Here is a 25,744-nt window from a genome sequence, read left to right as displayed (position 1 = left end):
GATGGAACGCGAGAAATCCGCATGATCGACGCCACCGATTCCCGCCTCCTGGCCGCCTTGCAGGCCGACGCCCAGATCACCGCCCAGGACCTGGGAGAGCGTGTCGGCCTGTCCGCGAGCCAAGCCGCCCGTCGCCGCGCGAAGCTTGAGGCGGATGGTCTGATCACCGGCTATGCCGCGCGCCTGTCGCCCACAAAGCTGGGGCTGACGGTCCAGGCGTTCGTGCAGGTGCAGATGGCTGCACATTCCCCCGAGGCCGCGCGCGACTTCCTGCGCCTGATCGCCGCCCAGCCCGAGGTCGTGGCCTGCTGGACCCTGACCGGCGAGGCGGATTATCTTCTCAGGGTCTGGTGTGCCGACCTGCCAGCGCTGAACCTGCTGATCCATCACAGGTTGCTGCCAAACCCTGCGGTGGCCCGTGTGCAAAGTCAGATCGTCATGGACCAGCCCAAGCCCGATGCGGGGCTGCCCGTCTGACCGCAGGGCCGATTTCTTCAGAGAAATCGTGTCGGAGCCTTCAAAGGCTTCGGTCCGGAACTTTCGAAAATTCCGCTTCTGCCCCCGGCAGACAGCGCAGCAGAACCGCGCGGATCATCGCCTCTCGCGCTTCGGGGGGCTTGCCCTGCAGGGTCCGCATCTTCTGCCCGGCGGAAAGGTCGGCAATGCCGTGGCTGGTGGCCCAAAGGGCGATGACGTCGGTCTCGCCGCCGCCCAGGGTCGTGACCAGCCCGACAAGGTGCTGATAGGCCCGGTTGGCCGCGGCGATCAGGTCGGGCGAGGCGAAGTCGGGCCGGGCGGATGAGAAGATCAGCCGGAAAAGTGCCGGTCGCGCCAGCGCGAATTCCAGATAGCCCAGGCCCGCGCGCACTGCCTTGTCCCGGGCGTCCGCCGCGCCGGCTTCGCGCGCGTCCAGGGTGTTCTGGAACAGGATGAAGCCCTCGGCCGCCAGCGCGGTCAGAAGCCCGCCCGTATCGCCGAAGTGATGCGCCGGGGCGGCATGGCTGACCCCGGCCCGCTTGGCGACCGAGCGGAGCGAGAATCCCTCGACCCCCTTCTCGGTCAGTTCCGCCTCGGCCGCCGCCAGCAGGGCCGCCCGCAGATCGCCGTGGTGGTAGGGTTTTTCCATCATGTCCAAGGCTTAGCCGCCCATCTTTCCACCGTAAAGATTTTTCTTGACGGCGCGACCCATCGCCGCATAATCCTGACAGTGTAAAGATACGAGGCGCCGATGACCCCCGACCAGCTTTTCCAACTTGCCAATCCGGCCGCCCTTCTGGGCTGGTTGGCGCTTCTGGTCTCACCGCTGGCCCCGAGGATTGCCCAAGTCATTGCGGCAGTTACAATCCCGCTGCTGCTGTCGCTGGCCTATGCGGGTCTGGTTCTGGCCTTCTGGTGGGACGCTCCCGGCGGTTTCGGTTCCTTGCCCGAGGTGCAGGCGCTGTTCACCCACCCCCAGATCGCGCTGGCGGGGTGGCTGCACTACCTGGCCTTCGACCTGTTCCTTGGCGCCTGGCAGGTCCGCACGGCCCGGGCCGAGGGCATCCCGCACTGGATGGTGATCCCCTGCCTGGTGCTGACCTTCCTTTTTGGTCCGGCGGGCTTTCTGGCCTTTGCCATCTTGCGCTTCACCCTTGTCAGAAAGGTATTGCCATGACTGCTTTTCTTGCCGCTCCGCGCACCTGGGCTGTGTCAGCCCCGAACCGCCAGCTGATGGGCCTGACCCTGTTCGTGGCCCTTGCCGCCCTGCCCGTGATGGCCGCCTACGGCCTGGACGACCGTCTGTTCCAGGGCGACAACATCTGGCTCAAGCCCTTGAAATTCCACCTGGCCCTGGCCGTCTACACCGGCACCCTGGCGCTTTACGCCATGCTTCTGCCCGAGGGCACCTTCACCTCGCGCCGCTGGCGGGTCTACATCGGCGTGGTCACTGCCTGCATTCTGGCCGAGCTGGCCTGGATCGGCGGCGCGGCAGCCCTGGGCACCGCCTCGCACTTCAACGTCACCGGCCTCTGGGCCGCGCTTTACAGCCTGATGGGCGCGGCGGCGGTGACGCTGACCTCGCTGTCGCTGGTCATGGGCCTGGCCTTCTGGAAGCATCGCACCGACCCCTTGCTGCTGTCGGTGGCGCTGGGGCTGATCCTGACCTTCGTGCTGACCGTCCCGGTTGCCGGCACCATGTCCTCGGGCACCGGGCATTTGATCGGCACGCCCGTCACCGGCGCCCGCTTCCCTCTGATGGGCTGGTCGACCGAGGTGGGCGATCTGCGCCTGCCGCACTTTCTGGCGACGCACGCGATGCACGCCGTCCCGCTGGCGGGCCTGACCGGCAGCCGCACCGCCGTCTGGACCACCGCGGCGGGCTTCACCGCGCTGACCCTGTGGTGCTTTGCCCGTGCTTTGCAGGGCCTGCCGCCCTTCTGACGCTTCCCCTTCTGCGCGGGTCACGCTAGAACCCGCGCGGACAAGGGGAACGCTCATGCCGATGGAAAAGACCTTCAACGCCGCCGAGGCCGAAGCCCGGATTTCGAAGCTCTGGCTCGACGCCAAGGCCTTCCGCGCGGGCGCCAATGCCAAGCCCGGACGTCCCGCCTTCTCCGTCATGATCCCGCCGCCGAACGTCACCGGTGCGCTTCACATGGGCCACGCGTTCAACAACACGCTGCAGGACATCCTGACGCGCTGGCACCGGATGCAGGGCGACGACACCTTGTGGCAGCCGGGAACAGACCATGCGGGCATTGCGACCCAGATGGTGACGGAACGCGAGATGGCCAAGAACGGCGAACCCTCGCGCCGCGACATGGGGCGCGAGAAATTCCTGGCACGCGTCTGGCAGCAAAAGCAGAAGTCGCGCGGGAACATCCGGGGCCAGCTGGAGCGGCTGGGGGCATCGTGCGACTGGGACCGTGAGGCGTTCACCATGTCCGGCGCTCCGGGCGCTCCCGCGGGCGAGGAAGGCAACTTCCACGACGCGGTGATCAAGGTCTTCGTGGACATGTACAACAAGGGCCTCATCTACCGCGGCAAGCGGCTGGTGAACTGGGACCCGCATTTCGAGACCGCGATTTCCGACCTTGAGGTCGAGAACACCGAAGTCCCCGGCCATATGTGGCACTTCAAGTATCCTTTGGCCGGAGGGGAGACCTACGAATACGTCGAGAAGGATGCCGAAGGCCGCGTGACCCTGCGCGAGACGCGGGATTACATTTCGATTGCGACCACCCGGCCTGAGACGATGCTTGGGGATGGGGCCGTCGCAGTTCATCCATCGGATGAACGTTATGCCCCAATCGTCGGGAAACTTTGCGAAATTCCGGTGGGGCCTGCCGAGCATCGCCGTCTGATCCCGATCATCACCGACGAATACCCCGATCCCAATTTCGGCTCCGGTGCCGTCAAGATCACCGGCGCGCATGACTTCAACGACTACGCCGTCGCCAAGCGCGGCGATATCCCGTGCTACCGCCTGTTGGACACCCGCGCCCAGATGCGGGCGGATGGGGTGCCCTATGCCGAGGCGGCAGAGATCGCCGGCCGCATGTCCCGCGCCTGGCTGGTCGCCAAGGGCTACGCCACCCCCGGCATCGCCGAGCAGCCCTTCACCCTGTCGGAATCCGAGATCGACGCCCTGAACCTCGTCCCCGACGAGTTGCGCGGGCTGGACCGGTATGAGGCCCGCAAGCGCGTGGTCGAGGCGATCACGTCCGAGGGGCTCGCCGTCACCACGCTCAAGAAATCCGTCGACAAGGAAACCGGGGCCGAGCACCTGGAACTGGTGCCTTACGTCGAGTCAAAACCGATCATGCAGCCCTTCGGCGACCGGTCGAAGGTGGTGATCGAGCCGATGCTGACCGACCAGTGGTTCGTCGACACTGGCTTGATCGTCGAACCCGCGCTGGAGGCAGTGCGGACGGGCCGGACCAAGATCATCCCGCCCTCGGGCGAGAAGACCTATTACCACTGGCTGGAAAACATCGAACCCTGGTGCATCAGCCGCCAGCTTTGGTGGGGGCATCAGATTCCGGTTTGGTATGGGCCGAGCCTCGACGAGAACGGCAAGCCTTCTCTCGGCGAATCTAAGTTCTTTTGCGCAAGTAGCTTCCCAGAAGCGCAAGAAATGGCTCGTGAGTATTACTCACAGGTCGATTGGGTCGATCAAATCGAAGAGTTCGATGAAGAGCGGGATCGCAACTTAGCGGACGACGAGCGTCGTGAAATGATGGCGCTGCTCGGCCTCCACATGCGGGACAGCATCGACAATCGGCGGCACTACAAGCTCAGCCCTTCCAAGCGATACATCAAGATCGGGCGCGACCCCGACGTCCTCGACACCTGGTTCTCCTCCGGCCTCTGGCCCATCGGCACGCTCGGCTGGCCGGAACCAACGCCGGAACTCAAGAAATACTTCCCCACCTCGGTCCTCGTCACCGGGCAGGATATCCTGTTCTTCTGGGTCGCCCGGATGATGATGATGCAGCTGGCCGTGGTGAACGACATTCCGGTCCACACCGTCTACCTGCACGGCCTCGTCCGCGACGCCAAGGGCAAGAAGATGTCGAAGTCCTTGGGCAACGTCATCGACCCGTTGGAGATCATCGACGAATACGGCGCCGATGCGCTGCGGTTCGCCAATGCCGCGATGGCCTCGCTTGGCGGCGTGCTGAAGCTGGATACCCAGCGCATCGCGGGCTACCGGAACTTTGGCACCAAGCTGTGGAACGCCGGCCGCTTTGCCGAGATGAACGGGGTCTGGGAGGGTCACGCGACCGGCCCGGCCCCCAGCCCGAAGGCCACCGCGAACAAGTGGATCATCGGCGAAACCGCGAAGACTCTGGCCGAGGTCGACGAGGCGCTGGAGAACTACCGCTTCGACCAGGCGGCGGATGCCCTCTACAAATTCGTCTGGGGCAAGGTCTGCGACTGGTATGTGGAATTCGCCAAACCCCTGTTCGACGGCCCCGACGCCGGGGAAACCCGCCAGACGATGGCCTGGGTGCTGGATCAGTCGATGATCCTCCTCCACCCCTTCATGCCCTTCATCACCGAAGAGCTGTGGGGGACTACCGGCAAGCGCGCAAAACTCCTCGTCCACACCGACTGGCCAGAGCTTCCCGCCAGCCTGATCGACCGCGACGCGGAACGCGAGATGACTTTCGTCACCACGCTCATTGACGACATCCGCAGTGCCCGCGCGCAGGTGCATGTCCCGGTGGGGCTGAAGGCGGACCTTGTGGCGACCAGCCTGACGGATGAGGCCCGCCAGGCTTTCGCCCGGAACGAGACCCTCATCAAGCGCCTGGCCCGTATCGACCAGGTGACGGACGGCGCGGCCCCGAAAGGCTCCATCGCCGTGGCGGCCGAGGGCGCGGCTTTCGCGATCCCGCTGGAAGGGCTGATCGACATCGCCGAGGAGAAATCCCGCCTGCAGAAGGGTCTGGACAAGCTGATGAAAGAGATCGGCGGGCTGAAAGGCCGTCTCGACAACCCGAACTTCGTCAAGTCCGCGCCCGAGGATGTGGTGATGGAAGCGCAGTCGAACCTGGAGGCTCGGCAGGACGAGGCCGCGAAGATGCAGGAAGCGCTGCGGCGGCTGGCCGACCTCGGCTGACCACGTGGTTAGGGCATCGTGAAGGCCCACGGCCAAGCCCTTGAAAAGGCTTGGCCCCCTTCCCCTGTCCTGCGTGGACAGCCCCCTTGCGCGGCCCCCCGCCCCGTGTCAGCCTGCAGGCCATGAGCCGCTTTCTGACCCCCCACGCCGCCGCCCTGCCCTCCACCGTCCCCTTCACCGGCCCCGAGGCGCTGGAACGGCGGACCGGCATCCCGTTCCGCGCCCGACTTGGCGCGAATGAAAGCCTCTTCGGCCCGTCCCCCCACGCGATCACCGCGATGCAAGAGGCCGCGAGCGGGGCCTGGATGTACGGCGACCCGGAGAACCACGATCTGAAGCAGGCGCTTGCCGCCCACCACGGCGTGACGCCCGCCCATGTCGCCGTCGGTCCAGGGATCGACGGTCTTCTTGGCCTGATCTGCCGTCTGGTCCTTGAACCGGGGACGCCAGTGGTGACAAGCCTCGGTGCCTATCCGACCTTCAATTTCCACGTCGCAGGCTACGGCGGGATGCTGACCCGCGTCCCCTACAGGGGCGACCATGAGGACCCCGAGGCCCTTCTTGCCGCCGCCCGAACCTTCGGCGCGAAACTGATCTACCTCGCGAACCCGGACAACCCGATGGGCAGCCACCACCCTGCGCGGGTGATTGAGGACATGGTGGCAAACCTGCCCCATGAGACGCTTCTGATCCTGGACGAGGCCTATGCCGATCTTGCGCCCGAGGGCACGGTGCCGACCATCGCGGCCAATCATCCGCAGGTCATCCGGATGCGGACGTTCTCCAAGGGCTACGGGCTGGCCGGCGCGCGGGTTGGCTATGCGATCACCAATCCCGATCTGGCGCTGGCCTTCGACAAGGTGCGCGACCATTTCGGGATCAGCCGGATTTCGCAGGCCGGAGCATTGGCGGCGCTGCAGGATCAGGACTGGCTGCAAGGCGTGCAGAGCCGGACGGTTGCGGCGCGCGGGCGGCTGTCGGCCATCGCCCGGACCTGCGGGCTGACACCCCTGCCCTCGGCCACCAACTTCGTCACCATCGATTGCGGCCGCGACGGCGACCATGCGCGCAAGGTCTTGGCCGAGTTGGGACGCCACGGAGTCTTCATCCGGATGCCGGGGGTCGCCCCCCTGGACCGCTGCATCCGCATCAGTCTGGGTGACGATCAGACGCTTGATATTCTTGAGGAAACCTTGCCGCTTGCGCTGAAAGCGGCGGGCTGATCACTCGGCCGCGAGGTCCGGTTTCGCCGGGCCGACCGCAGGCGCATTGCCCGGCGTGGGAGCCTCGGCCGGGCCAAGGCGCGGAGTGGCCGGCATCGGCTGTTGCAAAAGAAGGCGCGACGCTTGCAGCGTTTCCATCGCACTCATCTCAACGGCCCGGCGGAAGACCAGCACGTTCTGGAAGGTGGTCTTGGTGCCGGTGAAACCGGTCCGTTCCTCGCACGGAAGCGAATCGGCACGGACATAGTCCCAGCCTTCGGCCCCGAGTTCGTTCATCAGGGTGGTCAGGGCCAGGGCAAAGCGGTCCTCGGTGGTCTTCACCCCACGCGCCTTTTCACCCCGCTTGGGGGCCGGAATGACTTTGAACTCAAAACGCTGCATCGGGTCGCTCCCGCACTGATCGCGGAAGTGATAGGAGATTCCGGCGCATAGCGCAAATCACCAAGATTTTTCCCGGCAGAACCGTGCCTGCCAGGCGACAGTCGGGGTCAAAATCCTTCAAAGGATCTTGCAAGACTTTTCGAAAAGTCTTGGCCCGCGGCTTACAACCCGAGTTTCTGCGCGACCAGCGCGTTGACGGTCGCAGGGTTGGCCTTGCCGCCCGAGGCCTTGATGACCTGGCCGGTGAACCAGCCCGCAAGTTTCGGATTGGCCTTGGCTTTTTCCACCTGCTCGGGGTTGGCGGCGATGATCTCGTCCACGGCCTTCTCGATCGCGCCTGTGTCGGTGACCTGCTTCATCCCCCGCGCCTCGGCAATCGCTGCCGGGTCGCCGCCTTCGGTGTAGACGATTTCGAACAGGTCCTTGGCCATCTTGCCGCTGATCGTGCCAGCCGCGATCAGGTCAATGATCCCGCCCAGTTGCGCAGCCGAGACCGGGCTTGCGGTGATGTCGTGGCTTTCCTTCTTCAGGCGGCCGAAAAGTTCGTTGATGACCCAGTTCGCGGCCATCTTGCCGTCGCGGCCCTTGGCGACATCGTCGAAGTAGCGGCCGCTATCAAGTTCGGCCGTCAGGACGTTGGCGTCGTAGTCGGTCAGGCCGTAGTCGGCCATGAAGCGGGCCTTCTTGGCATCCGGAAGCTCGGGCATCCTGGCGTGGATGTCGTCGACCCAGGCCTGCTCGATCTCCAAAGGCAGGAGGTCGGGGTCGGGGAAGTAGCGGTAATCATGCGCTTCTTCCTTGGACCGCATCGAGCGGGTTTCGTTCTTGTCGGGATCGTAGAGCCGGGTTTCCTGCACCACCTTGCCGCCGTCTTCCAGGATGGCAATCTGGCGGCGGGCCTCGTAGTCGATGGCAAGCTGGATGAACCGCATCGAGTTCATGTTCTTGATTTCGCAGCGCGTGCCGAGGTGGCTGAAGTCCTGCGTGGCCTGGTATTTTTCATACTGGCCGGGGCGGCAGACGCTGACGTTCACGTCGGCGCGGAGGTTCCCGTTCTGCATGTTGCCGTCGCAGGTGCCGAGGTAGCGCAGGATCTGGCGCAGTTTCGTGACGTAGGCTGCGGCTTCCTCGGGTCCCCGGATGTCGGGACGTGAGACGATCTCCATCAGCGCCACACCCGTCCGGTTGAAGTCGACGAAGGACAGGGTCGGGTCCATGTCGTGGATCGACTTGCCCGCGTCCTGCTCCAGGTGGATACGCTCGATCCGGACCAGACGCGCGACGCCGGGAGCCATTTCCACCAGCACTTCGCCCTCGCCCACGATGGGGTGGTAAAGCTGGCTGATCTGATAGCCCTGCGGCAGGTCGGGGTAGAAATAGTTCTTGCGGTCGAAAGCCGAGACCAGATTGATCTGCGCTTTCAGCCCCAGCCCGGTTCGGACCGCCTGTTCGACGCAGAATTCGTTGATGACCGGCAGCATTCCGGGCATCGCGGCATCGACGAAGGCGACGTTGGAGTTCGGCTCGGCCCCGAAGGTGGTCGAAGCGCCGGAGAAGAGCTTGGCGTTGGACGAGACCTGGGCATGGATTTCCATCCCGATGACAAGTTCCCAATCGTGCTTGGCCCCGGCGATCACGCGGGGCACGGGCGCGGTGTAGGTCAGGTCGAGCATGGAAGCCTCCGAGTGGTCTTGAGGCCGGGTTTAGGCCGCAAGGACCGTCAGGGCAAGAGGGTGAGGCTGGCCGATCAGGTCCGCCGGACCAGAGTGCCAAGCCCATCGCCGCGCCGGACGATGCGGGCGCCGCGTTTCAGCGCGGGACCGAAGACTTCGGCCATCGCGAAGGCCAGCGTCTGGTTGCCCGACTGCCAGCAATCCAGCTGGATTTCGCGCAGGCGGTTCCAAAGCACGTCCGAAAGGGCCGCCCGCGTCTTGGTCAGGTGCCAGGCAGCCGTCGGGCCCGCCTTGCGAAACCCCATCGCCATGTCAGCCAGAAGGTGCGCGGCGACGTTCGCGCGGACCTGGCAGCCGGTGGCCGACTGGTAGTCGCCCAGCGCCTCGAAGAAATATTCGTGATCCAGCGTCGGCGACAGGTCGCCAAAAGCCTCGACCGCCGCGATGTGAAAGACCGCATAGGCCGCCTTGCCGGTGACACCTTCGGTCATGCGCACAGCACGGCGGGCCTCACGCTCGAACGCGGAGAGCGAGCCGTACCAGCCGGGCAGCATGTTCACCGCGTGGGCGGCATGGACCTCGGCGTCTTCGGGATCAAGATCGACCCAATCTTCGTACCATTCGCGGCAGACCGCGCCGCCGTCTTCGATCCCGGGCACCAGCGCGTAACGGGTGGCGGCGAGCAGGGGCGACATCTCTTCGATGGGATCAAAGAGGGTCACCAGATCCTCGGCCGCGGCGTAATGCGCAGCAGCCTCGGCCCAGGCGTCGCGGGACAGCTGGGCCGCGGTCGGGTTGCGCTTGGCATTGGCAAGGTCGACATGGGCCTGGGCCAGCACCTGAGCGGCGCAGTAATCCTCGGAGTTGCGGTCGTAGACGTCTTCCAGCAGGGCAAGTTCAGCCCCGGCCGAGGTCCAGTCCGCCCGCGCGATCGCACTGGTCAGACCCGAGCGCATGCCTTCGCTGATCAGGGGGGCCACCCGGCGGCCGCCAGACGCCATGACCCGCTCCTGATCGGTGTAGCGCAGGGCTTCCAACAGATCAGTCCATTCGCCGGCCGCAGCCATCGCGGCATGGTCGTCGCGGACGCACTGCCATTCGGTCTTTTCAGGGCCGGCGCGCATGACCGGAACATCGACCCGGCCAAGGACCTGATCGGCCGTGAGGCCATCCAGCATGTCGACAGCCGTTCCTGCCTGCAGACGCAGCAAAGCGGCGTCTTCTTGCTGACTGCGGCCGGTCCGGGTTTTCACATGCAACAGTGACGGTGTAACTAACATCGACTCGCCCCTCCGGGCTGGTTGCGCCCGATCCAGTGTCAAGAGTGACCGCGGATCAGGGCGGAAAAATGGAAATGCGGTGATCTTCAGGTGACTTACTCATGCTGCTGCGTGTGATTTTCGGTGTGTGTGCAACCGCTTCGCTGGTTGCCTGTGTCCAGACCAAACCCGAGGAGGCGATCTCTTTCGTGGCGCCTCCGATGCAGTGGGATCATCATCCCGAGGGCGAGGAATGGACCGAATCAACGCTGACGGCGCTGTCAAGCAAGGATCAGCTCTTGTCCGAGCGTGTCCCTGCCGACATCGAAACCTGGTGCCCCGGCTATCAGGATGCCTCGGTCGAAGAGCGTCGCGCCTTCTGGGCGGGGCTTTTGTCGGCGGTCGCCAAGTATGAAAGCACCTGGAACGAACGGGCGTCCGGCGGCGGTGGGCGCTGGATCGGGCTGATGCAGATCTCGCCCCGGTCGGCGGCGAACTACGGCTGCGAGGCGACCTCGGTCGGCGCGCTGAAGGATGGCGAGGCCAACCTGGAATGCGCCGTCGAGATCATGTCGGAACAGGTCGCCAAGGACGGTCTTGTGGCCGGCGGTGGCAACCGTGGCATCGGGCGCGACTGGGCCCCCTTGCGGTCCAACGAGAAGCGGTCGGCGATGGCGGCATGGACCAGCCAGCAGCCCTATTGCCAGGCCTCGTAAGGCTTTAACCCGCGGCCAGCATCCGTTCCACCATCTCGCGCAGGTCGCCTGACAGGTCCGGGGCGGCCAGCATCCGCTCCAGTTCCTTTTTCGCGCGCTTGCGGCGGCTTGCGTCATAGCGCGGCCAGGTTTCGAACGCGGTCGAGACGCGGGCAGCGGTCTGCGGGTTCAGGGGATCAAGTTTCAGCAGCCAGTCGGCAACCAGCCTGTAGCCCGCGCCCGACCGATGGTGGAAGGCCGCATGGTTGGCCGCAAGCGCCCCGATCACGGTACGGAAGCGGTTGGGGTTCTTCCAGTCAAAGCCGGGGGTCTGGATCAGTCGGTCGGCCAGCGCCGCAGCGTCGCCCGGTTCCGCCGTCGTGATCTGCAGCGCGTACCATTTGTCCATGACGTTGGCATCGCGCCCCCAGCGGGCCGCAAAGCTGGTAAGTTCCGCTTGGCCCTGATGCACCTCCAGCAGGGCGGCCAGGGCGCCGATCTCCTCGGTCATGCTGCGGGCGCGGGCAAAGGCCGAGGCCGCGAGTTTGCCTCCATCCCGCCGGGTCAGAAGCTGAAGCGCTGCGACCTTCAGCGCCCGACGCCCCGCCTGTGAGGCCGAGGGCGAGAAAGGCGCGTTGTCATCCAGATCCTTGTAAAGCCTGGACAATCCGTCGCCCAACCGGATCGCCAATGCGCCAGCCATTTCACGCCGGGCCGCGTGAATCTTGGCGGGGTCCGGGATGCGGCCCATCGCATGGATGGTCTGGGCGATATCGTCTTCGCCCGGCAGGCGCAGGCAAAGGGCACGGAAGGCGGGGTCGAGCGTATCGTCGAAGGTGACGGCGGCCAGAGCGTCCAGCCAGTCCGACCGGACCGGTGTGCCTTTCAGCGCGATCTCGGACATCACTTCCTTGGCCAGCGCCCGGCCCGCCTCCCATTTGTTGAAAGGGTCGGTGTCGTGGGCCAGCAGGAAGGCGCGTTCCCCCGGCGCGGGCTTGCGGTCAAGCACCACCGGGGCGGAAAAGCCGCGCAGGATCGACGGGACGGGCTTCGCCGCCAGCCCCTCGAAGCGGAAGGACTGCTTTTCGCGGGTCATCTCCAGCATGATCGTCGGCACAACCTCGTCGCCGTTGGGGTTCAGAAGTGCGACCTTGATCGGGATCACCTTCGGCTGCTTTTCCGGCTGGCCGGGGGTCGGCGGGTTCGCTTGGGCAAAGGTCAGTGTGTAGACGCCGTCGTCCCAGGCCTCATCAACCTTCAGCCGGGGCGTGCCAGCCTGGGAGTACCAGAGCTTGAACTGGGACAGATCACGGTCGGTGGTGTCCTCGAACACCTTCAGCCAATCCTCGATGGTGGCCGCGTCGCCGTCGTGGCGGTCGAAGTATAGGTCAAGCGCGCGCTTGTAGGCCCCGTCGCCGACCAGGGATTTCAGCATCCCGATGACCTCGGCCCCCTTCTCGTAGACGGTGGCGGTGTAGAAGTTGTTGATCTCGATAAAGCTTTCGGGGCGCACCGGGTGGGCCAGCGGGCCGTCATCCTCACGAAACTGGCGGGAGCGGAGCGTCACCACATCCTCGATCCGGCGCACCGCGGCCGATCGCATGTCGCCGGAAAACTGGTGGTCGCGGAAGACGGTCAGGCCTTCCTTCAGGCACAGCTGGAACCAGTCACGGCAGGTGATGCGGTTGCCGGTCCAGTTGTGGAAGTATTCGTGGGCGATGATCGCCTCGATCCGGTAATAATCGTCGTCGGTCGCGGTTTCGGGGCTGGCCAGGACATAGCGGGAGTTGAAGATGTTCAGCCCCTTGTTCTCCATCGCGCCCATGTTGAAGTCGTCGACGGCGACGATGTTGAAGACATCAAGGTCGTATTCGCGGCCGTAAACCTGTTCGTCCCAGCGCATAGACCGGATCAGGCTGTCCATCGCATAGGCGCAGCGGTCCTCATCCCCCGGGCGTACCCAGATGTTGAGGTCCACCGGGCGTTCCGAGGCGGTGGTGAACTTGGCGGAATGGGCGCGAAGGTCGCCTGCGACAAGGGCGAAAAGGTAGGCGGGTTTGGGCCAGGGGTCGTCCCATTCGGCAAAGCCCGGCCCCTGCGCGGTGGGGTTGCCGTTGGAGAGGAGGATCGGCAGATCGGATTCGATGCGCACCTTGAAGCGGCTCATCACGTCGGGGCGGTCGGGGTAATAGGTGATCTTGCGGAAACCTTCCGCCTCGCACTGGGTGCAGTACATGCCCTTCGACATGTACAGGCCTTCCAGGGCGGTGTTCGCCTCGGGCGCGATCTCGACTTCGGTTTCCAGCGTGAAGGGGCCGTCAGGCAGGTCCTTTGCGGCAAGGGTCAGGGCGTCAGGCTCGACAGTCGGCGTGACCGCCTTGCCATCCACCGCGCAGGACACCAGCGTCAGCCCCTCGCCATCCAGCCGCAGGTCGTTGCGACCGGGGCGCTCGGGGTTCGGCCGGAGGCTCAGCCGCGCCGACACCCGCGTCGCCGAGGGAGCAAGACGGAAGGTGAGGTCCACGCTGTCGACGAGGTGGGTGTAGGGCTGGTAGTCGGCCAGGTAGACGGTCTTCTGCTCGGTCATTGGGCGCTCCATTTGGAACAGAAGCTACGGGGAATGGCGCGCGGCGCAAGGGGCAGGCCGGTAACAGTCTTTTGCCGCTTTACGAATCTGCGCGGGTGACTACATCTATGTTCCATGAATGTTCTCGTCTGGCTGAAGCGCGACCTGCGGGTCCATGACCATCCCGCGCTGACCCTGGCCGCCGGTCTTGGGTCGGTTCTGCCGGTCTATGTGGTCGAGCCGGAGCTGTGGGCTCAAGCGGACGCCTCGGCCCGGCAGTGGGAGGCCGTTGCGGAAAGCCTGGCCGACCTGCGCGAGGCCTTGGCCGGGATCGGCGCGCCCCTTGTCGTGCGGGTGGGCGACGCGGTCACGGTGCTGGAAGGCTTGTGTCGGCGGCACTGGATCACCCGGATCGTCAGCCATGAAGAGACGGGGACCCTGTGGACCTATGCCCGCGACCGGCGGGTGGCGACCTGGGCGCGAGGGGCTGGGATCGCATGGACCGAGGTCCCGCAGTCCGGTGTGGTGCGCCGCTTGCCGACGCGGGACATCTGGGCGGCCAGTCGGGATGGGTTCATGGCCCAGCCCGTGCTGCCGGTCCCCGCTTTGCAGTCAGTGGAAGGCGCGGAGCCTGGCCTGATCCCCACAGCCCGCGCCTTGAAGCTGGCCCCGGACCCCTGCCCGCACCGCCAGCTTGGTGGGCGGACGCGCGGGCTTGAGCTGGTCGAGAGTTTCCTCACCCGCCGGGGGGAGACATATCGGGTGGCGATGTCCTCACCCCTGTCCGCCGAGCGGGCCTGTTCGCGGCTGTCCCCGCATTTCGCGCTGGGAACGCTGTCGATCCGCGAGGTGGTGCAGGCGACGTCTGTTCGGCAGGCGGAGCGGCCGGGGGGCAAGTGGGGCGGGTCCTTGTCCAGTTTCCAGTCGCGGCTGGCCTGGCGGGATCACTTCATCCAGAAGCTGGAGGACCAGCCCTCGATCGAGCTGCGCGATCTGCATCCCGTCGCCGTGACTCGGCCACGCGAGACGGATGCCACGCGGCTGGCGGCCTGGGCGGCGGGCGAGACGGGGTTGCCGTTTCTGGACGCTTGCCTGCGCTATGTCCGGGCGACGGGATGGCTGAACTTCCGGATGCGGGCGATGGTGATCTCGGTCGCGTCCTATCACCTGTGGCTGGATTGGCGGGCGACGGGACAGCACCTCGCGCGGATGTTCACCGATTACGAACCCGGCATCCACTGGCCGCAAGTGCAGATGCAGTCGGGGACGACGGGGATCAACATTCCGCGCATCTACAACCCAGTGAAGCAGGGGCTGGACCAGGACCCGGGCGGAGCTTTCACCCGCCGCTGGCTGCCGGAACTGGCCGCTGTCCCCGACGCTTTCCTTCAGGAGCCGTGGCTTTGGCCCGAAGCGCGGCGGCTTCTGGGCCACCGTTATCCCGAACCGATCATCGACATCGCCAGCGCTGCGCGAGAGGCGCGGGACCTGATCTGGTCCGCCCGGAAGTCGGCAGGATTTGCCGAGGTCGCCGGTCAGATCGTCCAGCGCCACGCCAGCCGGTCCGGCAACCGCGAGGGGCGGCGGCCGGTCAGGAAGCCCGTGCAGGCGCAGCTGTCCCTGCCCTTCTAAGCTTGACTTGAATCGGGGCGCGCTTACTGTACGGTAATTCAACAAGGATGACCCGATGCCGCGTGATCCCCGCTACGACATCCTGTTCGAGCCGGTCCGCATTGGCCCCGTCACCGCCCCCAACCGCTTCTACCAGACGCCGCACGCCACCGGCTTTGGCTGGCAGCGCCCGCAATCGGGGGCAGCGCTGCGCGGGGTCAAGGCCGAGGGCGGCTGGGGGGTGGTCTGCACCGAGTATTGCTCGATCCACCCAAGCTCGGACGACAGCCCCTATGCCTTCCTGACGCTGTGGGAGGACGACGACATCGCGCCCCTGGCGCTGACGGCGGAGGCGATCCACGCGCATGGCTCGCTGGCCGGGATCGAGTTGTGGCACGGCGGCGCGCATGCGTCGAACCGGATGACGCGGGTGCCGGGGATCGCGCCGGACGTGCAGCCGGCGCTGTATCACTTGCCTGCGACGGCGCGGGCGATGGATGCCAGCGACATCAAGGCGTTTCGCGGTTGGCAGCGGGATGCGGCGCTGCGGGCCAAGCGGGCGGGGTTCGACATCGTCTATGTCTACGCGGGCCACGACTACCTACCATTCCAGTTCCTGTCGCGCCGGACGAACCACCGGGGCGATGCCTATGGCGGATCATTGGAAAACCGGGTGCGTCTGCTGCGCGAGATGATCGAGGACACGAAGGAGGCCGTCGGCGACACCTGCGCCGTGGCGGTGCGGCTGGCAGTGGACGAACTGCACGGGCCGGAGGGGATCACGTCGGAAGGCGAAGGCCGCGAGATCATAGAGATGCTGGCGGAACTCCCGGACCTATGGGACGTGAACGTGGCGGGGGCCTTGGGCAATGACTCGCGATCGGCGCGTTTCTCGGGCGAAGGGTTTCAGGAGGAGAACGTCGCTTTCGTGAAGTCGCTGACCTCGAAGCCGGTGGTGTCGGTGGGGCGGTTCACCTCTCCCGACCGGATGGTTTCCCAGATCAGGCGGGGCGTGCAGGATTTCATCGGGGCGGCGCGGCCCTCCATCGCCGATCCGTTCCTGCCCGCGAAGATCCGCGAGGGGCGAGAGGACGAGATCCGGGAATGTATCGGCTGCAACATCTGCCGGGCAGCCAACAACGAGGGCGTGGGTCTGCGCTGCACGCAGAACCCGACGATGGGCGAGGAATGGCGGCGCGGCTGGCATCCCGAGCGGATCGCCTTGTATCCGAAGCGCGAAAAGGCGCTAGTCATCGGCGGGGGACCTGCGGGGCTGGAGGCGGCGCTGACCTTGGGACGCCGTGGGCTGGAGGTTTCGCTGGCCGAAGCTGGCGACAGCTTTGGCGGGCGGCTGTTGCGTGAGGCGACCTTGCCCGGGTTGCAGACCTGGCTGCGCGTCAGGGACTGGCGGCTGCACATGATCGGCAAGCTGCCGAATGTGGAGCTGTTCCCCGCCAGCCGGATGTCGGCTGCGGATGTGGCCGAGTTCGGGGCGGATCATGTGGTGCTGGCGACGGGGGCGACCTGGCGGCGCGATGCGGTCGGGGTCTACGCGATCCGGCCGCTGACGCTGCCGGGGGCGCTGACACCAGATGATGTGTTTGCGGGCGCAAAGGTCCAAGGCCCGGTCGTGATCTACGATGACGAGCATTACTTCATGGCCGGGGCGCTGGCCGAAAAGCTGGCTGTCGCCGGGCACGAGGTGCACTATGTGACCACGGCTGCCGTGGCGTCGTCCTGGACCGTGATGACCAACGAGCAGGACTTCCTGCAGGCCCGGCTGATCGAGGCTGGGGTGCGGCTGCATCCGCTCAAGTCGCTGAAATCGCAAGGTGATGGCGCAGTGACGTTGGCTTGCGTCTACACGGGCCGGGAAAAGCCCCTGCCCTGCGCGACATTGATCCTGTGCACGGGACGACTGCCCGAGACCGCGCTTTTGGGCGACCTTGCCGCGCAAGGGATCACCGCCACAAGGATCGGCGATTGCCTCGCGCCGTCCTCGGTCGCCGATGCGGTGCATTCCGCCCACCGCTACGCCCGCCTGCTGGGCGTGCCCGACCTGCCCCCGCGCCGGGAACGCGCGCCGGAGAGGACCCTCTGATGCGCCAACGCCGCCCGGCCCGGTCCCCGAACGCCATCCCGCAGCCGCCCTTTGGCCAGGTGCCGCGCCTCTACGATCCGATCCAGGTGCTGTCCGAGGACCATGTCGAGGCGATCCACCAGGCCGCGCTGCGGCTGCTTGCCGAACAGGGGATGCGGGTGCTGAACGGTCGGGCGATTGACCTCTTTCGCAGGGCGGGGGCGCGGGTCGATGGGCAGATGGTCTACCCCGATCCCGGCCTGATCGAGGGGTTGCTTGCGACCGTTCCCCGAACCTTCACCATCGCCGCACGGAACCGGGCGAAGGACCTGCGCTTTGGCGGCAATGACATGGTCTTCGCCAGCGTCGGCGGTCCAGCCTACGTGATGGACCTTGACCGCGGGCGGCGGGACGGCACTCTTCAGGACCTTCAGGACTTCCTGCGCCTGTGCCAAAGCCTGAACGTGATCCAGCAGGAATCCGGCGGGCCGTTGGAGCCGATGGACCTGCCCGCCGCGACCCGGCACCTGGACCTGTATCTTTCGCAATGCACGCTTCTGGACAAAAGCTGGCAGCTGAACGCCTTGGGCCGCGAACGGACGATGGACGGGATCGAGATGGCCGCGATCCTGATGGGCTGGTCGCTGGACGACCTCGCGCGGCAGCCGATGATGATGGGGGTGATCAACACCAACTCGCCCCGCCAGCTGGACGACCCGATGAGCCAGGGACTGATCGCGCTGGCCGAGCATGGGCAGGTGGCGATCGTGACGCCCTTCACGCTAGCCGGCGCGATGGCTCCGGTGTCCTTGGCGGGGGCGCTGGTGTTGCAGCATGCCGAGGCGATGTTCGGCGTGGCGCTGACCCAGATCGTGCGGCCGGGCGTGCCGGTGATGTATGGGGGGTTTACCAGTAACGTCGACATGAAGACCGGCGCGCCAGCCTTCGGGACGCCGGAATATGCCAAGGCGGCGCAGGCGAGCGGCCAGTTGGCGCGGCGGATTGGCGTGCCGTTCCGATCGTCGAACACCACGGCGGCCAATGCGCTGGACGCGCAGGCGGCGTACGAGTCGATGATGTCGCTGTGGGGGTGTCTCATGGGCGGCGCGCATCTGGTGATCCACGGGGCGGGCTGGATGCATGGCGGGCTGACGGCCAGTTTCGAAAAGCTGATCCTGGACGCAGAACTTCTGGGGATGATGCAGGCCTATTTCCGGCCCATCGCCGTCAATGACGAAGCCCTGTCGCTGGACGCCATCGCCGAAGCGGGTGTCGGCGGGCATTTCTTCGGCACGGCGCAGACGATGGCGCAGTATGAAACCGCCTTTCACCCGCCGATGCTGTCGAACTGGGACAACTTCCCGACATGGGAAGCGCGGGGGTCGGAGGAGGCTCCGCAGCGGGCGAACCGGATCTGGAAGGAATTGCTGTCGACCTACGAGGAACCACTCCTTGACCCCGGCACACGCGAGGCGCTGGAGGCCTTCGTTGCCCGCCGCAAGGCCGAGGGCGGGGCGCCGACGAACTGATGCCGGCCCGCTTCACCCGCCTGTCCAGCGAGGACCGCCGCGCCCAGCTGATGGACGTGGCGCTGGCGGGACTGGCGAAGGGTGGCATCCAGGAGTTCACGGTGGACCGGATCTGCGCCGCGGCAGGGGTGTCGCGCGGACTGATCCTGCACCACTTCGGGTCGATGGCGGGGCTTTTGGCGGCGGTCTATGCGCGGCTTTACCGCGAGACGACGCCGGACCTGACCGCCCTGCCCCCGGAAACCCGGATCGACGCGCTGATCGAGGGCACCTTCGCGCCCAAGGCCTTCAACCGCGACACGCTGAACGCCTGGGTCGCCCTCTGGGGCCAGATCGCCAACACTCCGGCGCTGCGGGACGAACACCGGCGGCAGTACCAGGCCTATCTGGCGCAGGTCAGCGAGGCGATTGCGGCGCTTGCAGAAGCGCGGGGGCAAGCCGTCGATGCCCCCCCGCTTGCCAGGTCATTGATCTGCCTGATCGACGGCCTTTGCCTGCAGCATTGCCTGGACCCCGACGCAATGTCTCCACAGGCGGCCAAGGCGGCCTGCCGGGCCTTCCTGGCACCGCATCTGGGCTGATCAATCCGCTCCGACGGCCCGCGCCAGCTTGCCCAAGGTCTGCAGGCCCAGCTCGACCGCGCCAAAGCCTTTGGCGTCGTGATATTCCTTGGCCGTCGCCATCACCATGCCCAGCGTCACTTTGGTCGCCCCGCCGATGTCGTCGAAACTGGCCCAGGCGTCGGCGTGTTTCGGACCGTTCTCGCCCCAGTGCAGGGTGTAACTCAGCCGTGCCTCGGGGATCATCGCCCCATACTTGTGGTGGTTGGGGTAAACCGTCCCGTCGGGGCCGATCATGTCGAAGACCCACTCGCCGCCTTCCCGCAGGTCGATTCGGCTGGTCCGGCACGAGAACCCGTCCGGCCCCCACCACCTGGGCAGACTGTCAGCGTTCATCCAGGCGCCCCAGACCACCGGAACCGGGGCCTTGATCACGCGCTGGATCACCATCGTGCGCTCGGCCACTCCCGCAAGGTTGGCCAGTCCTGCGGTGAAACCCTGGCGGTAGCCGTCGGCCATATCCTCAGCCAGCGAGGCCAGCTGGACGGTCACCTCGATCCGGCTCGTCTTTGCGTCGCCCAAGAAATCGGCAGTGACAAGGGCCGCCGACTGCCGTCGGCCCGTTTGCGAGACCACCTCATACCCCACGGTCCGCGCCTCGGGGACAAGGTCCAGCCATCCGGCCTCGACCCTGATGTCGGGCTGCCCCGCGACCTTGCAAAGCGAGACCTCGCGGCCCCCAACCCGGCTGTCCGCTTCCAGAAACTCTACCGTCACCGCAGGCGCCGGAGAGGCCCAGACCGCCCGCGCCACGGGTGAGGTCCAGGCGGCGTAAAGCGTGGCCACAGGGGCCGCGACACTGCGGTGAAAGGTCAGCGTGGCGAAGCGGTCGGCCACCGCATCCCGGCTCATGACTTCAGCCCCTGCGCATATTCCTCAAGCTGCGTCACCACGGTGCCCCAGCCGTCGTAGAAGCCCATGTCCTTGTGCACCTTGGCGGTGTCGGCGTTCCGGTGCCGGGCGATGGCAGTGTATCTGGTGCGGCCGTTGCCGATATCCTCGAACGTCAGGATCGCAGTCATGAAGGGTTCGGGCGCGGGCTTCCAACCTTCGGTGTAGGCGTCGGTGAAGACGAGCCTCTCGTTCGGCACCACCTCCAGGTAGACGCCGTTGTTCTGCATCTCGTTGCCTTCGACGTTGAAGGTCGTGTTGCATTTGCCGCCGGGGCGGACATCCAGTTCGCAGGCCGTCACCTTGTGCGGTTTGGGGACGAACCAGTGGACCAGATGCTCGGGCGTGGTCCAGCACATGTACAGAATCTCGCGCGGGGCGTTCACCTCGCGAACCAGGACAAGGTCGAGGTCGGGGTCAAGATCGGGGGTCATTTGTCGCGCTCCTTCATCAGGTTCATCACATAATCATCCAGGCGGTCCAGCCGCGCCTCCCAGACCTTGCGCTGGTCTTCCAGCCAGTCGGTCATCGGTTGCAGGGCCTTGGGCTGGAAGGCGCAGGACCGGACGCGGCCGTCCTTTTGGGTTTCGACCAGCCCCGCCTCTTGCAACACCGACAAGTGGCGCAGGATCGTCGGCAGCTTAAACCCCGACAGCCCCGCCAGTTCCGTCACCGGGGCCGGCCCTTTGGCCAGACGGCTTAACATCATGCGCCGGGTCGGGTCCGAGAGCGCGTGGAACAGAAGATCAAGGTGGGGATCATGCTTAGCCATATCGCTAACTAAATCCGTTTCTCCGAGTCGCGCAAGGTAAACTTAGCCAGATGGCAAAGTTTTCTCTTTCTTGATTTCCAGACAAGTGATTTTCGGCCTTGCTTGAAATTGAGCCCCTGCTTTCCTTGCCGTCACCCGGCCCCCTCGCCTATTGTGTGCCACAGCATACTGAACGGCCCGAAGGCCTTGCGGAGGACGAGCGATGACCGAACGTATGGATCGTGCAGGGCTGCAGGTGGACGCGGTGCTTGCCCGCTTCGTCGAGGACGAGGCGCTTCCCGGCACCGGGATCGCAGCCGGGGCGTTCTGGACGGGTCTGGCGGGGCTGCTTGCCGACTTCGCGCCGAAGAACCGGGCGCTTTTGGCAAAGCGGGATGATCTGCAAGGAAAGATCGACGCTTGGCACGTTGCTCGCCGTGGCCAGCCGCATGACCATTCAGCTTACAAAGCCTTCCTTGCCGAGATCGGCTATCTGCTCCCCGAAGGCCCTGCCTTCAGCATCGAGACGACCAACGTCGACCCCGAGGTCGCCAAGGTCCCCGGCCCGCAACTGGTGGTCCCGGTGACGAACGCCCGCTACGCGCTGAACGCGGCGAATGCGCGGTGGGGCAGCCTGTATGACTGCCTTTACGGCACCGATGCGATGGGGTCACTGCCGCCCTCGGGCGGCTATGAACGGGGTCGGGGTGCCAGGGTGATCGCCCGGGCACGGGTGTTCCTGGACGAGGCGTTTCCGATTGCCGGGACCAGCCATGCCGACGTCCGCCGCTATGTGGTGAAAGACGGCGCGCTGCTGATCGACGATCTGCCGCTGGTCGACCCGTCGAAGTTCGCGGGCTACCGGGGCAATCCGAAGGCCCCGGATGCGGTGCTGCTGCGGAACAACGGGTTGCATGTGGAACTGGTCTTCGACCGGGCGCATTTCATTGGCTCGCGCGATCAGGCCTTGCTGGCCGACGTGCAGCTGGAAAGCGCGCTGACGGCGATCATGGACTGCGAGGATTCGGTCGCCTGCGTCGATGCCGAGGACAAGGTCGGGGCCTACCGGAACTGGCTGGGGCTGATGCAGGGGACGCTGTCCGAAGCGTTTCAAAAGGGTGGCCGGACGGTGGAGCGGCGGCTTGCGGCGGACCGGCAGTATCTGGACCCGAACGGCTCGCCTTTTACCCTGAAAGGCCGGGCGCTGATGTGGATCCGGAACGTCGGCCACCTGATGACCAACCCGGCGATCCTGTTGCCGGATGGGTCCGAGGTGCCCGAGGGACTGATGGACGCAATGGTGACGGTGACGCTGGCGCTGCATGACCTGCGGAAAACCGAGGGGATGCGGAACTCGGTCCTCGGGTCGGTCTATGTGGTGAAACCCAAGATGCACGGGCCCGAGGAAGTGGCCTTTGCCGATGCAGTAATGGCGCGGGTCGAGGAGGTGCTGGGGCTGCCCAAGGCCACGGTCAAGCTGGGGATCATGGACGAGGAACGGCGGACCTCGGTGAACCTGAAGGAGTGCATCCGGGCGGCGAAGGGGCGGGTGGCGTTCATCAACACCGGGTTCCTCGACCGGACCGGGGACGAGATCCATACCTCAATGGAAGCGGGGGCGTTCAGCCGGAAGGACTTCATCAAGCGGAAGTCCTGGATCACGGCCTATGAGAATCTGAACGTCGATATCGGGCTGGAGTGCGGGTTGTCCGGGAAGGCCCAGATCGGCAAGGGGATGTGGGCGATGCCGGACCTGATGGCGGCGATGCTGGACGAGAAGATCGCCCATCCGCGGGCCGGGGCGAATACGGCCTGGGTGCCCTCGCCGACCGCCGCGACCTTGCATGCGCTCCACTATCACAAGGTCGACGTCTTCGCGGTGCAGGCGCGGCTGGCCAAGAGCGGGCGGCGGGCGCATGTGGACGGGATCCTGGATATCCCGCTGGCCAGTTTCCAGGCCTGGACCCGGGCGCAGGTGACCCGCGAGGTCGAGAACAACGCGCAGGGAATCCTCGGCTATGTGGTGCGCTGGATTGATCAGGGGGTGGGCTGTTCCAAGGTGCCGGACGTGAACGATGTCGGGCTGATGGAGGACCGGGCAACCTGCCGGATCTCGGCGCAGGCCTTGGCGAACTGGCTGCATCATGGGGTGGTTTCCGAGGCCGAGGTGATGGAGGCGATGCGGAAGATGGCCGCCGTGGTGGACCGGCAGAACGCAGGCGATCCCCTGTATCGGCCGATGGCCCCGGCCTTCCAGGGGGCGGCGTTCCAGGCGGCTTGCGATCTGGTCTTCAAGGGGCGGGAGCAGCCTTCGGGGTACACCGAACCCCTCCTCCACGCCTGGCGGCTGCGGGTCAAGGCGGGGTAGTGTCCACGGTGGACAGTCCCGCGCGATCCTTTGGATTCAACGGGTTGGGCGCGGGCGTAAGGGGTTTCTTAAGTCCTGCAGGCCAGGCTGCGCGGCATGTCGCGCTATATCCGCCCCCGTGTTCCCGGGGCTTCGGTGTTCTTCACCGTCGCACTCTGCAACCGCAACTCGCAGCTTCTGGTCGATGAGGTCGCAGCCCTGCGGGATGTCGTCCGGATCACGCGGAAGGAGCGTCCGTTCCAGATCGACGCCTGGGTCGTCCTGCCCGATCACCTGCACGCCCTTTGGACCTTGCCGGAAGGCGACGCGGACTATTCGACCCGGTGGCGGCTGATCAAGGCGCGGTTTTCCCGTGGTCTGCCTGCCGGGCCACAGCGTCTTAGCCACCAGCTCCGACAAGAGCGCGGGATATGGCGGCGCCGGTTTTGGGAGCGTCACATCCGCAACGAGGCGGATTTCGCCGCACATCTTCGGTATTGCTGGATCAATCCGGTGAAGCATGGCTTGGTCGAGAAGCCCGAGGATTGGCCCTATTCATCGGTGCACCGCGATATCCGGGACGGCCGATACGGGTGGTGATTTCAAGCCAGCGCGACAGGTAGGATGCGTGATTCCACGCACCATCGGTTGGAGCGGCGGATGATATCCGGGTGGGGAAGGATTTGAAACGGTGCGCGCATGGAGACGGTGGTGGTGCGTGAAATCACGCACCCTACAAATTGTGTTGGTGATCACGCACCCTACGCTCGCTGAATGGCGCCAGCCTGCGTGTTCGCCCGCAGTTCGAAATTGTACTCTCCATCGGCATCCCATCCGGGAAGGAAGTCTTCGAATAGGTCCCTATTGTCCCGGAAAACGGCCCAAGGCGTCGAGTGGTGTCCCTGAAATCCCTGCGCCATCTTACGCTTCCTTTACCTTGAAATGCTGCGGGATCTTCAGCTTTGCCTTCTTGATCGCATCATACAGGGCGTCGGAAATGAAAAAGTCCGGCCCTATCAGATTACGTTCCCGCCACAAATGAGCGTCGGCAATCGTTGCGCTCGAAAGGGGAAGTCGTGCGTAACGTTCCGCACTCAATGCAGAGAAGGTATATGCGCCGGTGAACGTGCGCCCCTTGACCGGGTCAAGATAGCTGGACCGGTTCCACAAAGTGCCTTCGGTTTCCGGTTCGAGAATGAAACTATCGCGGAATTGGCCGATGATCATCGTGAAATAGCTGCCGGGGAAAGCTTCGGAATTCGGCTGCAGAATTGTGATCGAACGGAACTGATGAATGCCGGGCTCCAGACCCTCGATCAGATCCTTCATGGCCTCGTCGACGGCAAGGACGCGGTTAATTGTTTTGAAGAGTGATCCAAGGCTTTTGATCGGTCGCGCTGCTTGGAAAGCCACTGGCCATTCATGATCTTGCGGCAGTGTCAGGACGGCCCGGTCCCCCGGATGCAGAATACCGACTTCATTGGTGAACTTTTCAAAGACCCAGCGGGCATAACCGACTTTGTGGCCGAAGATCGCTCTCTCCTTCTCGGACATTTCCTGGGTGAAGTAGGTATGCAGTCGCTCCCGCAATTCCGGAAAGTCTCCATCGGGGAAGAACTGTCCGATCTCGCTCTTGAACCTTACCGCCCATGCCATTTCATACATTCCTTCATGCCGTCCGTCGCTCGATTTTGCCCGCCTTGCGGATCAAGCGCGCTCGTCAATTCTTACCAAAGTCCTAACGCCCACACGTAACCCATTGCAAATCCACAGGTCCGCGACCATGTCCACCGTGGTCACGCCGCCCCCGCAACAGGCCCGCGCGACCCGCCCATCTTCTCCAACAGCTCCTTCTCCACCAGCCCGCCGATCTGGGGGTGCAGCCGCAGCTCGCCCGTCTTCACCACCTGGGCGAAGTTGGCGATCACCCGGCCGGCCGTCTTCCGGTCCGGCGCGATGACGTCCAGCAGCCAGTTGACCGACCCTGACTGCCAGTCCTCGGGCTTCAGCCGCACCGGGAAGGTCCCCGCCTTGATCTGCTCACGGATCTTCGCGTCCACCTCCTCGGACACCGAGGCCCAGATCGCGAAGCCCGCGATGTCGGTCAGAATGCCGGGCTGGTCCTTCGGCGGCCCGGGCGATGGCAATGCGATCGCGGATCAGCGGCTCCTGCACCATCTGGGACAGGTCGCCCAAGGACTGATGCCGGTAGCGCGGCAGGTACATGATCGCCGTCAGCCGATATCCAATGCAATCGCGTGGATGCGCTGGTTCAGGTCCCCCAGCGCGGCTTGCACGGCGCGGTGGCGGGCGAGGCGGGACATCGGCGCGAAAGCCTCGGCCCGGATGGTTATGTGGAAGTGGCTGGCGCCCGAACCGTCGTCGCCGGAGTGACCTGCGTGCTTGTGGCTTTCGTTTTCCACCTTTAGGACGGACGGCCGGAAAGCGGCGGTCAGGCGGGCCTCAATCTCGTCTTTCACCGTCATGTCAGGCCAGCCCCCTTCTAACTT

At 65.4% G+C, this 25,744-nt stretch carries 23 protein-coding genes; 12 read left to right on the top strand and 11 right to left on the bottom strand.

What is annotated here, in order from left to right; all coding sequences use genetic code 11:
* The first annotated feature begins 21 nt into the window (after positions 1–21).
* Positions 22–477, top strand: coding sequence for an Lrp/AsnC family transcriptional regulator (locus U1E69_RS15385; protein ID WP_322245291.1), 456 nt, complete (start codon positions 22–24; stop codon positions 475–477).
* A gap of 40 nt (positions 478–517) precedes the next feature.
* On the opposite strand, the gene U1E69_RS15380 is transcribed toward U1E69_RS15385, so the two are convergent.
* Positions 518–1,129, bottom strand: coding sequence for a TetR/AcrR family transcriptional regulator (locus tag U1E69_RS15380; RefSeq protein WP_322245290.1), 612 nt, complete (start codon positions 1,127–1,129; stop codon positions 518–520).
* 99 nt (positions 1,130–1,228) lie between these two features.
* On the opposite strand from U1E69_RS15380, the gene U1E69_RS15375 reads away from it, so the two are divergent.
* The 4 genes from U1E69_RS15375 (at position 1,229) to U1E69_RS15360 (ending at position 6,831) form a co-directional block, all read left to right on the top strand.
* Positions 1,229–1,654: an ABA4-like family protein gene (locus U1E69_RS15375; protein WP_322245289.1), complete on the top strand. Its 426-nt coding sequence runs from the start codon at positions 1,229–1,231 to the stop codon at positions 1,652–1,654.
* Entirely contained in the window at positions 1,651–2,421 is a 771-nt protein-coding gene (locus U1E69_RS15370; protein ID WP_322245288.1) for a hypothetical protein, read from the top strand. The genes U1E69_RS15375 and U1E69_RS15370 overlap by 4 nt, the downstream gene beginning before the upstream one ends.
* A 55-nt stretch (positions 2,422–2,476) precedes the next feature.
* Positions 2,477–5,608: a valine--tRNA ligase gene (locus tag U1E69_RS15365; RefSeq protein WP_322245287.1), complete on the top strand. Its 3,132-nt coding sequence runs from the start codon at positions 2,477–2,479 to the stop codon at positions 5,606–5,608.
* Between the two features lie 122 nt (positions 5,609–5,730).
* Positions 5,731–6,831 carry a pyridoxal phosphate-dependent aminotransferase gene (locus U1E69_RS15360; RefSeq protein WP_322245286.1) on the top strand — a complete coding sequence of 367 codons (1,101 nt, stop codon included), beginning with the start codon at positions 5,731–5,733 and terminating at the stop codon, positions 6,829–6,831.
* On the opposite strand, the gene U1E69_RS15355 is transcribed toward U1E69_RS15360, so the two are convergent.
* The 3 genes from U1E69_RS15355 to U1E69_RS15345 form a co-directional block, all read right to left on the bottom strand.
* Positions 6,832–7,212 (bottom strand): DUF4177 domain-containing protein, encoded by a 381-nt coding sequence (locus U1E69_RS15355; protein WP_322245285.1) that lies wholly within the window; start codon positions 7,210–7,212, stop codon positions 6,832–6,834.
* Between the two features lie 161 nt (positions 7,213–7,373).
* On the bottom strand, positions 7,374–8,885 hold the full coding sequence (gatB, locus tag U1E69_RS15350) for an Asp-tRNA(Asn)/Glu-tRNA(Gln) amidotransferase subunit GatB (RefSeq protein ID WP_322245284.1): 1,512 nt from the start codon (positions 8,883–8,885) through the stop codon (positions 7,374–7,376).
* Positions 8,886–8,959: 74 nt separating this feature from the next.
* Positions 8,960–10,096, bottom strand: coding sequence for a hypothetical protein (locus U1E69_RS15345; RefSeq protein WP_322245283.1), 1,137 nt, complete (start codon positions 10,094–10,096; stop codon positions 8,960–8,962).
* A 170-nt stretch (positions 10,097–10,266) separates the two neighbouring features.
* Between U1E69_RS15345 and U1E69_RS15340 the strand changes: the two genes are divergently transcribed.
* Positions 10,267–10,860, top strand: coding sequence for a transglycosylase SLT domain-containing protein (locus U1E69_RS15340; protein WP_322245282.1), 594 nt, complete (start codon positions 10,267–10,269; stop codon positions 10,858–10,860).
* A 4-nt stretch (positions 10,861–10,864) separates the two neighbouring features.
* On the opposite strand, the gene pepN is transcribed toward U1E69_RS15340, so the two are convergent.
* Positions 10,865–13,426, bottom strand: a complete 2,562-nt coding sequence (gene pepN, locus U1E69_RS15335; protein WP_322245281.1) for an aminopeptidase N — start codon at positions 13,424–13,426, stop codon at positions 10,865–10,867.
* A gap of 114 nt (positions 13,427–13,540) precedes the next feature.
* Here pepN and U1E69_RS15330 point away from each other — a divergent pair, with 114 nt between their 5' ends.
* The 4 genes from U1E69_RS15330 to U1E69_RS15315 are packed head-to-tail and all read left to right on the top strand — an operon-like array spanning position 13,541 to position 19,206.
* On the top strand, positions 13,541–15,037 hold the full coding sequence (locus U1E69_RS15330; RefSeq protein WP_322245280.1) for an FAD-binding domain-containing protein: 1,497 nt from the start codon (positions 13,541–13,543) through the stop codon (positions 15,035–15,037).
* Positions 15,038–15,092: 55 nt separating this feature from the next.
* Complete coding sequence (locus U1E69_RS15325; RefSeq protein ID WP_322245279.1) at positions 15,093–17,117, top strand: FAD-dependent oxidoreductase; 2,025 nt, start codon at positions 15,093–15,095, stop codon at positions 17,115–17,117.
* Positions 17,117–18,625 carry a trimethylamine methyltransferase family protein gene (locus U1E69_RS15320; protein WP_322245278.1) on the top strand — a complete coding sequence of 503 codons (1,509 nt, stop codon included), beginning with the start codon at positions 17,117–17,119 and terminating at the stop codon, positions 18,623–18,625. Before U1E69_RS15325 ends, U1E69_RS15320 begins: the two co-directional genes overlap by 1 nt.
* Complete coding sequence (locus U1E69_RS15315) at positions 18,625–19,206, top strand: TetR/AcrR family transcriptional regulator (protein WP_322245277.1); 582 nt, start codon at positions 18,625–18,627, stop codon at positions 19,204–19,206. The genes U1E69_RS15320 and U1E69_RS15315 overlap by 1 nt, the downstream gene beginning before the upstream one ends.
* Here U1E69_RS15315 and U1E69_RS15310 read toward each other — a convergent pair whose 3' ends face one another.
* Genes U1E69_RS15310 through U1E69_RS15300 form a run of 3 tightly spaced genes read right to left on the bottom strand, consistent with a single transcriptional unit; the run spans position 19,207 to position 20,908 of the window.
* Positions 19,207–20,097, bottom strand: coding sequence for an SRPBCC domain-containing protein (locus tag U1E69_RS15310; protein ID WP_322245276.1), 891 nt, complete (start codon positions 20,095–20,097; stop codon positions 19,207–19,209).
* The gene (locus tag U1E69_RS15305; RefSeq protein ID WP_322245275.1) at positions 20,094–20,570 is read right to left on the bottom strand and encodes an SRPBCC family protein; all 477 of its coding nucleotides are present in this window, start codon (positions 20,568–20,570) and stop codon (positions 20,094–20,096) included. Before U1E69_RS15305 ends, U1E69_RS15310 begins: the two co-directional genes overlap by 4 nt.
* Positions 20,567–20,908: a metalloregulator ArsR/SmtB family transcription factor gene (locus tag U1E69_RS15300; RefSeq protein ID WP_322245274.1), complete on the bottom strand. Its 342-nt coding sequence runs from the start codon at positions 20,906–20,908 to the stop codon at positions 20,567–20,569. The genes U1E69_RS15305 and U1E69_RS15300 overlap by 4 nt, the downstream gene beginning before the upstream one ends.
* 202 nt (positions 20,909–21,110) lie before the next feature.
* Between U1E69_RS15300 and U1E69_RS15295 the strand changes: the two genes are divergently transcribed.
* Positions 21,111–23,255, top strand: a complete 2,145-nt coding sequence (locus tag U1E69_RS15295) for a malate synthase G (RefSeq protein WP_322245273.1) — start codon at positions 21,111–21,113, stop codon at positions 23,253–23,255.
* A 96-nt stretch (positions 23,256–23,351) separates the two neighbouring features.
* Positions 23,352–23,834, top strand: a complete 483-nt coding sequence (locus tag U1E69_RS15290; RefSeq protein ID WP_322245272.1) for an REP-associated tyrosine transposase — start codon at positions 23,352–23,354, stop codon at positions 23,832–23,834.
* A 321-nt stretch (positions 23,835–24,155) separates the two neighbouring features.
* Here the strand turns inward: U1E69_RS15290 and U1E69_RS15285 are convergent, their stop codons facing one another.
* The 3 genes from U1E69_RS15285 to U1E69_RS15275 all read right to left on the bottom strand — a co-directional run bounded on the left by U1E69_RS15285 (position 24,156) and on the right by U1E69_RS15275 (position 25,720).
* Complete coding sequence (locus tag U1E69_RS15285) at positions 24,156–24,890, bottom strand: hypothetical protein (protein ID WP_322245271.1); 735 nt, start codon at positions 24,888–24,890, stop codon at positions 24,156–24,158.
* Positions 24,891–25,030: 140 nt separating this feature from the next.
* Entirely contained in the window at positions 25,031–25,381 is a 351-nt protein-coding gene (locus U1E69_RS15280; protein ID WP_322245270.1) for a toxin-activating lysine-acyltransferase, read from the bottom strand.
* An 87-nt stretch (positions 25,382–25,468) separates the two neighbouring features.
* Entirely contained in the window at positions 25,469–25,720 is a 252-nt protein-coding gene (locus tag U1E69_RS15275; RefSeq protein ID WP_322245269.1) for a BolA family protein, read from the bottom strand.
* Positions 25,721–25,744 lie beyond the last annotated feature (24 nt).

The sequence above is a fragment of the Tabrizicola sp. genome, assembly GCF_034366665.1.
GTDB lineage: Bacteria > Pseudomonadota > Alphaproteobacteria > Rhodobacterales > Rhodobacteraceae > Tabrizicola.
The sequence above is the reverse complement of the archived record's forward strand: the minus strand, read 5'-3'. Positions and strand labels throughout refer to the sequence as shown.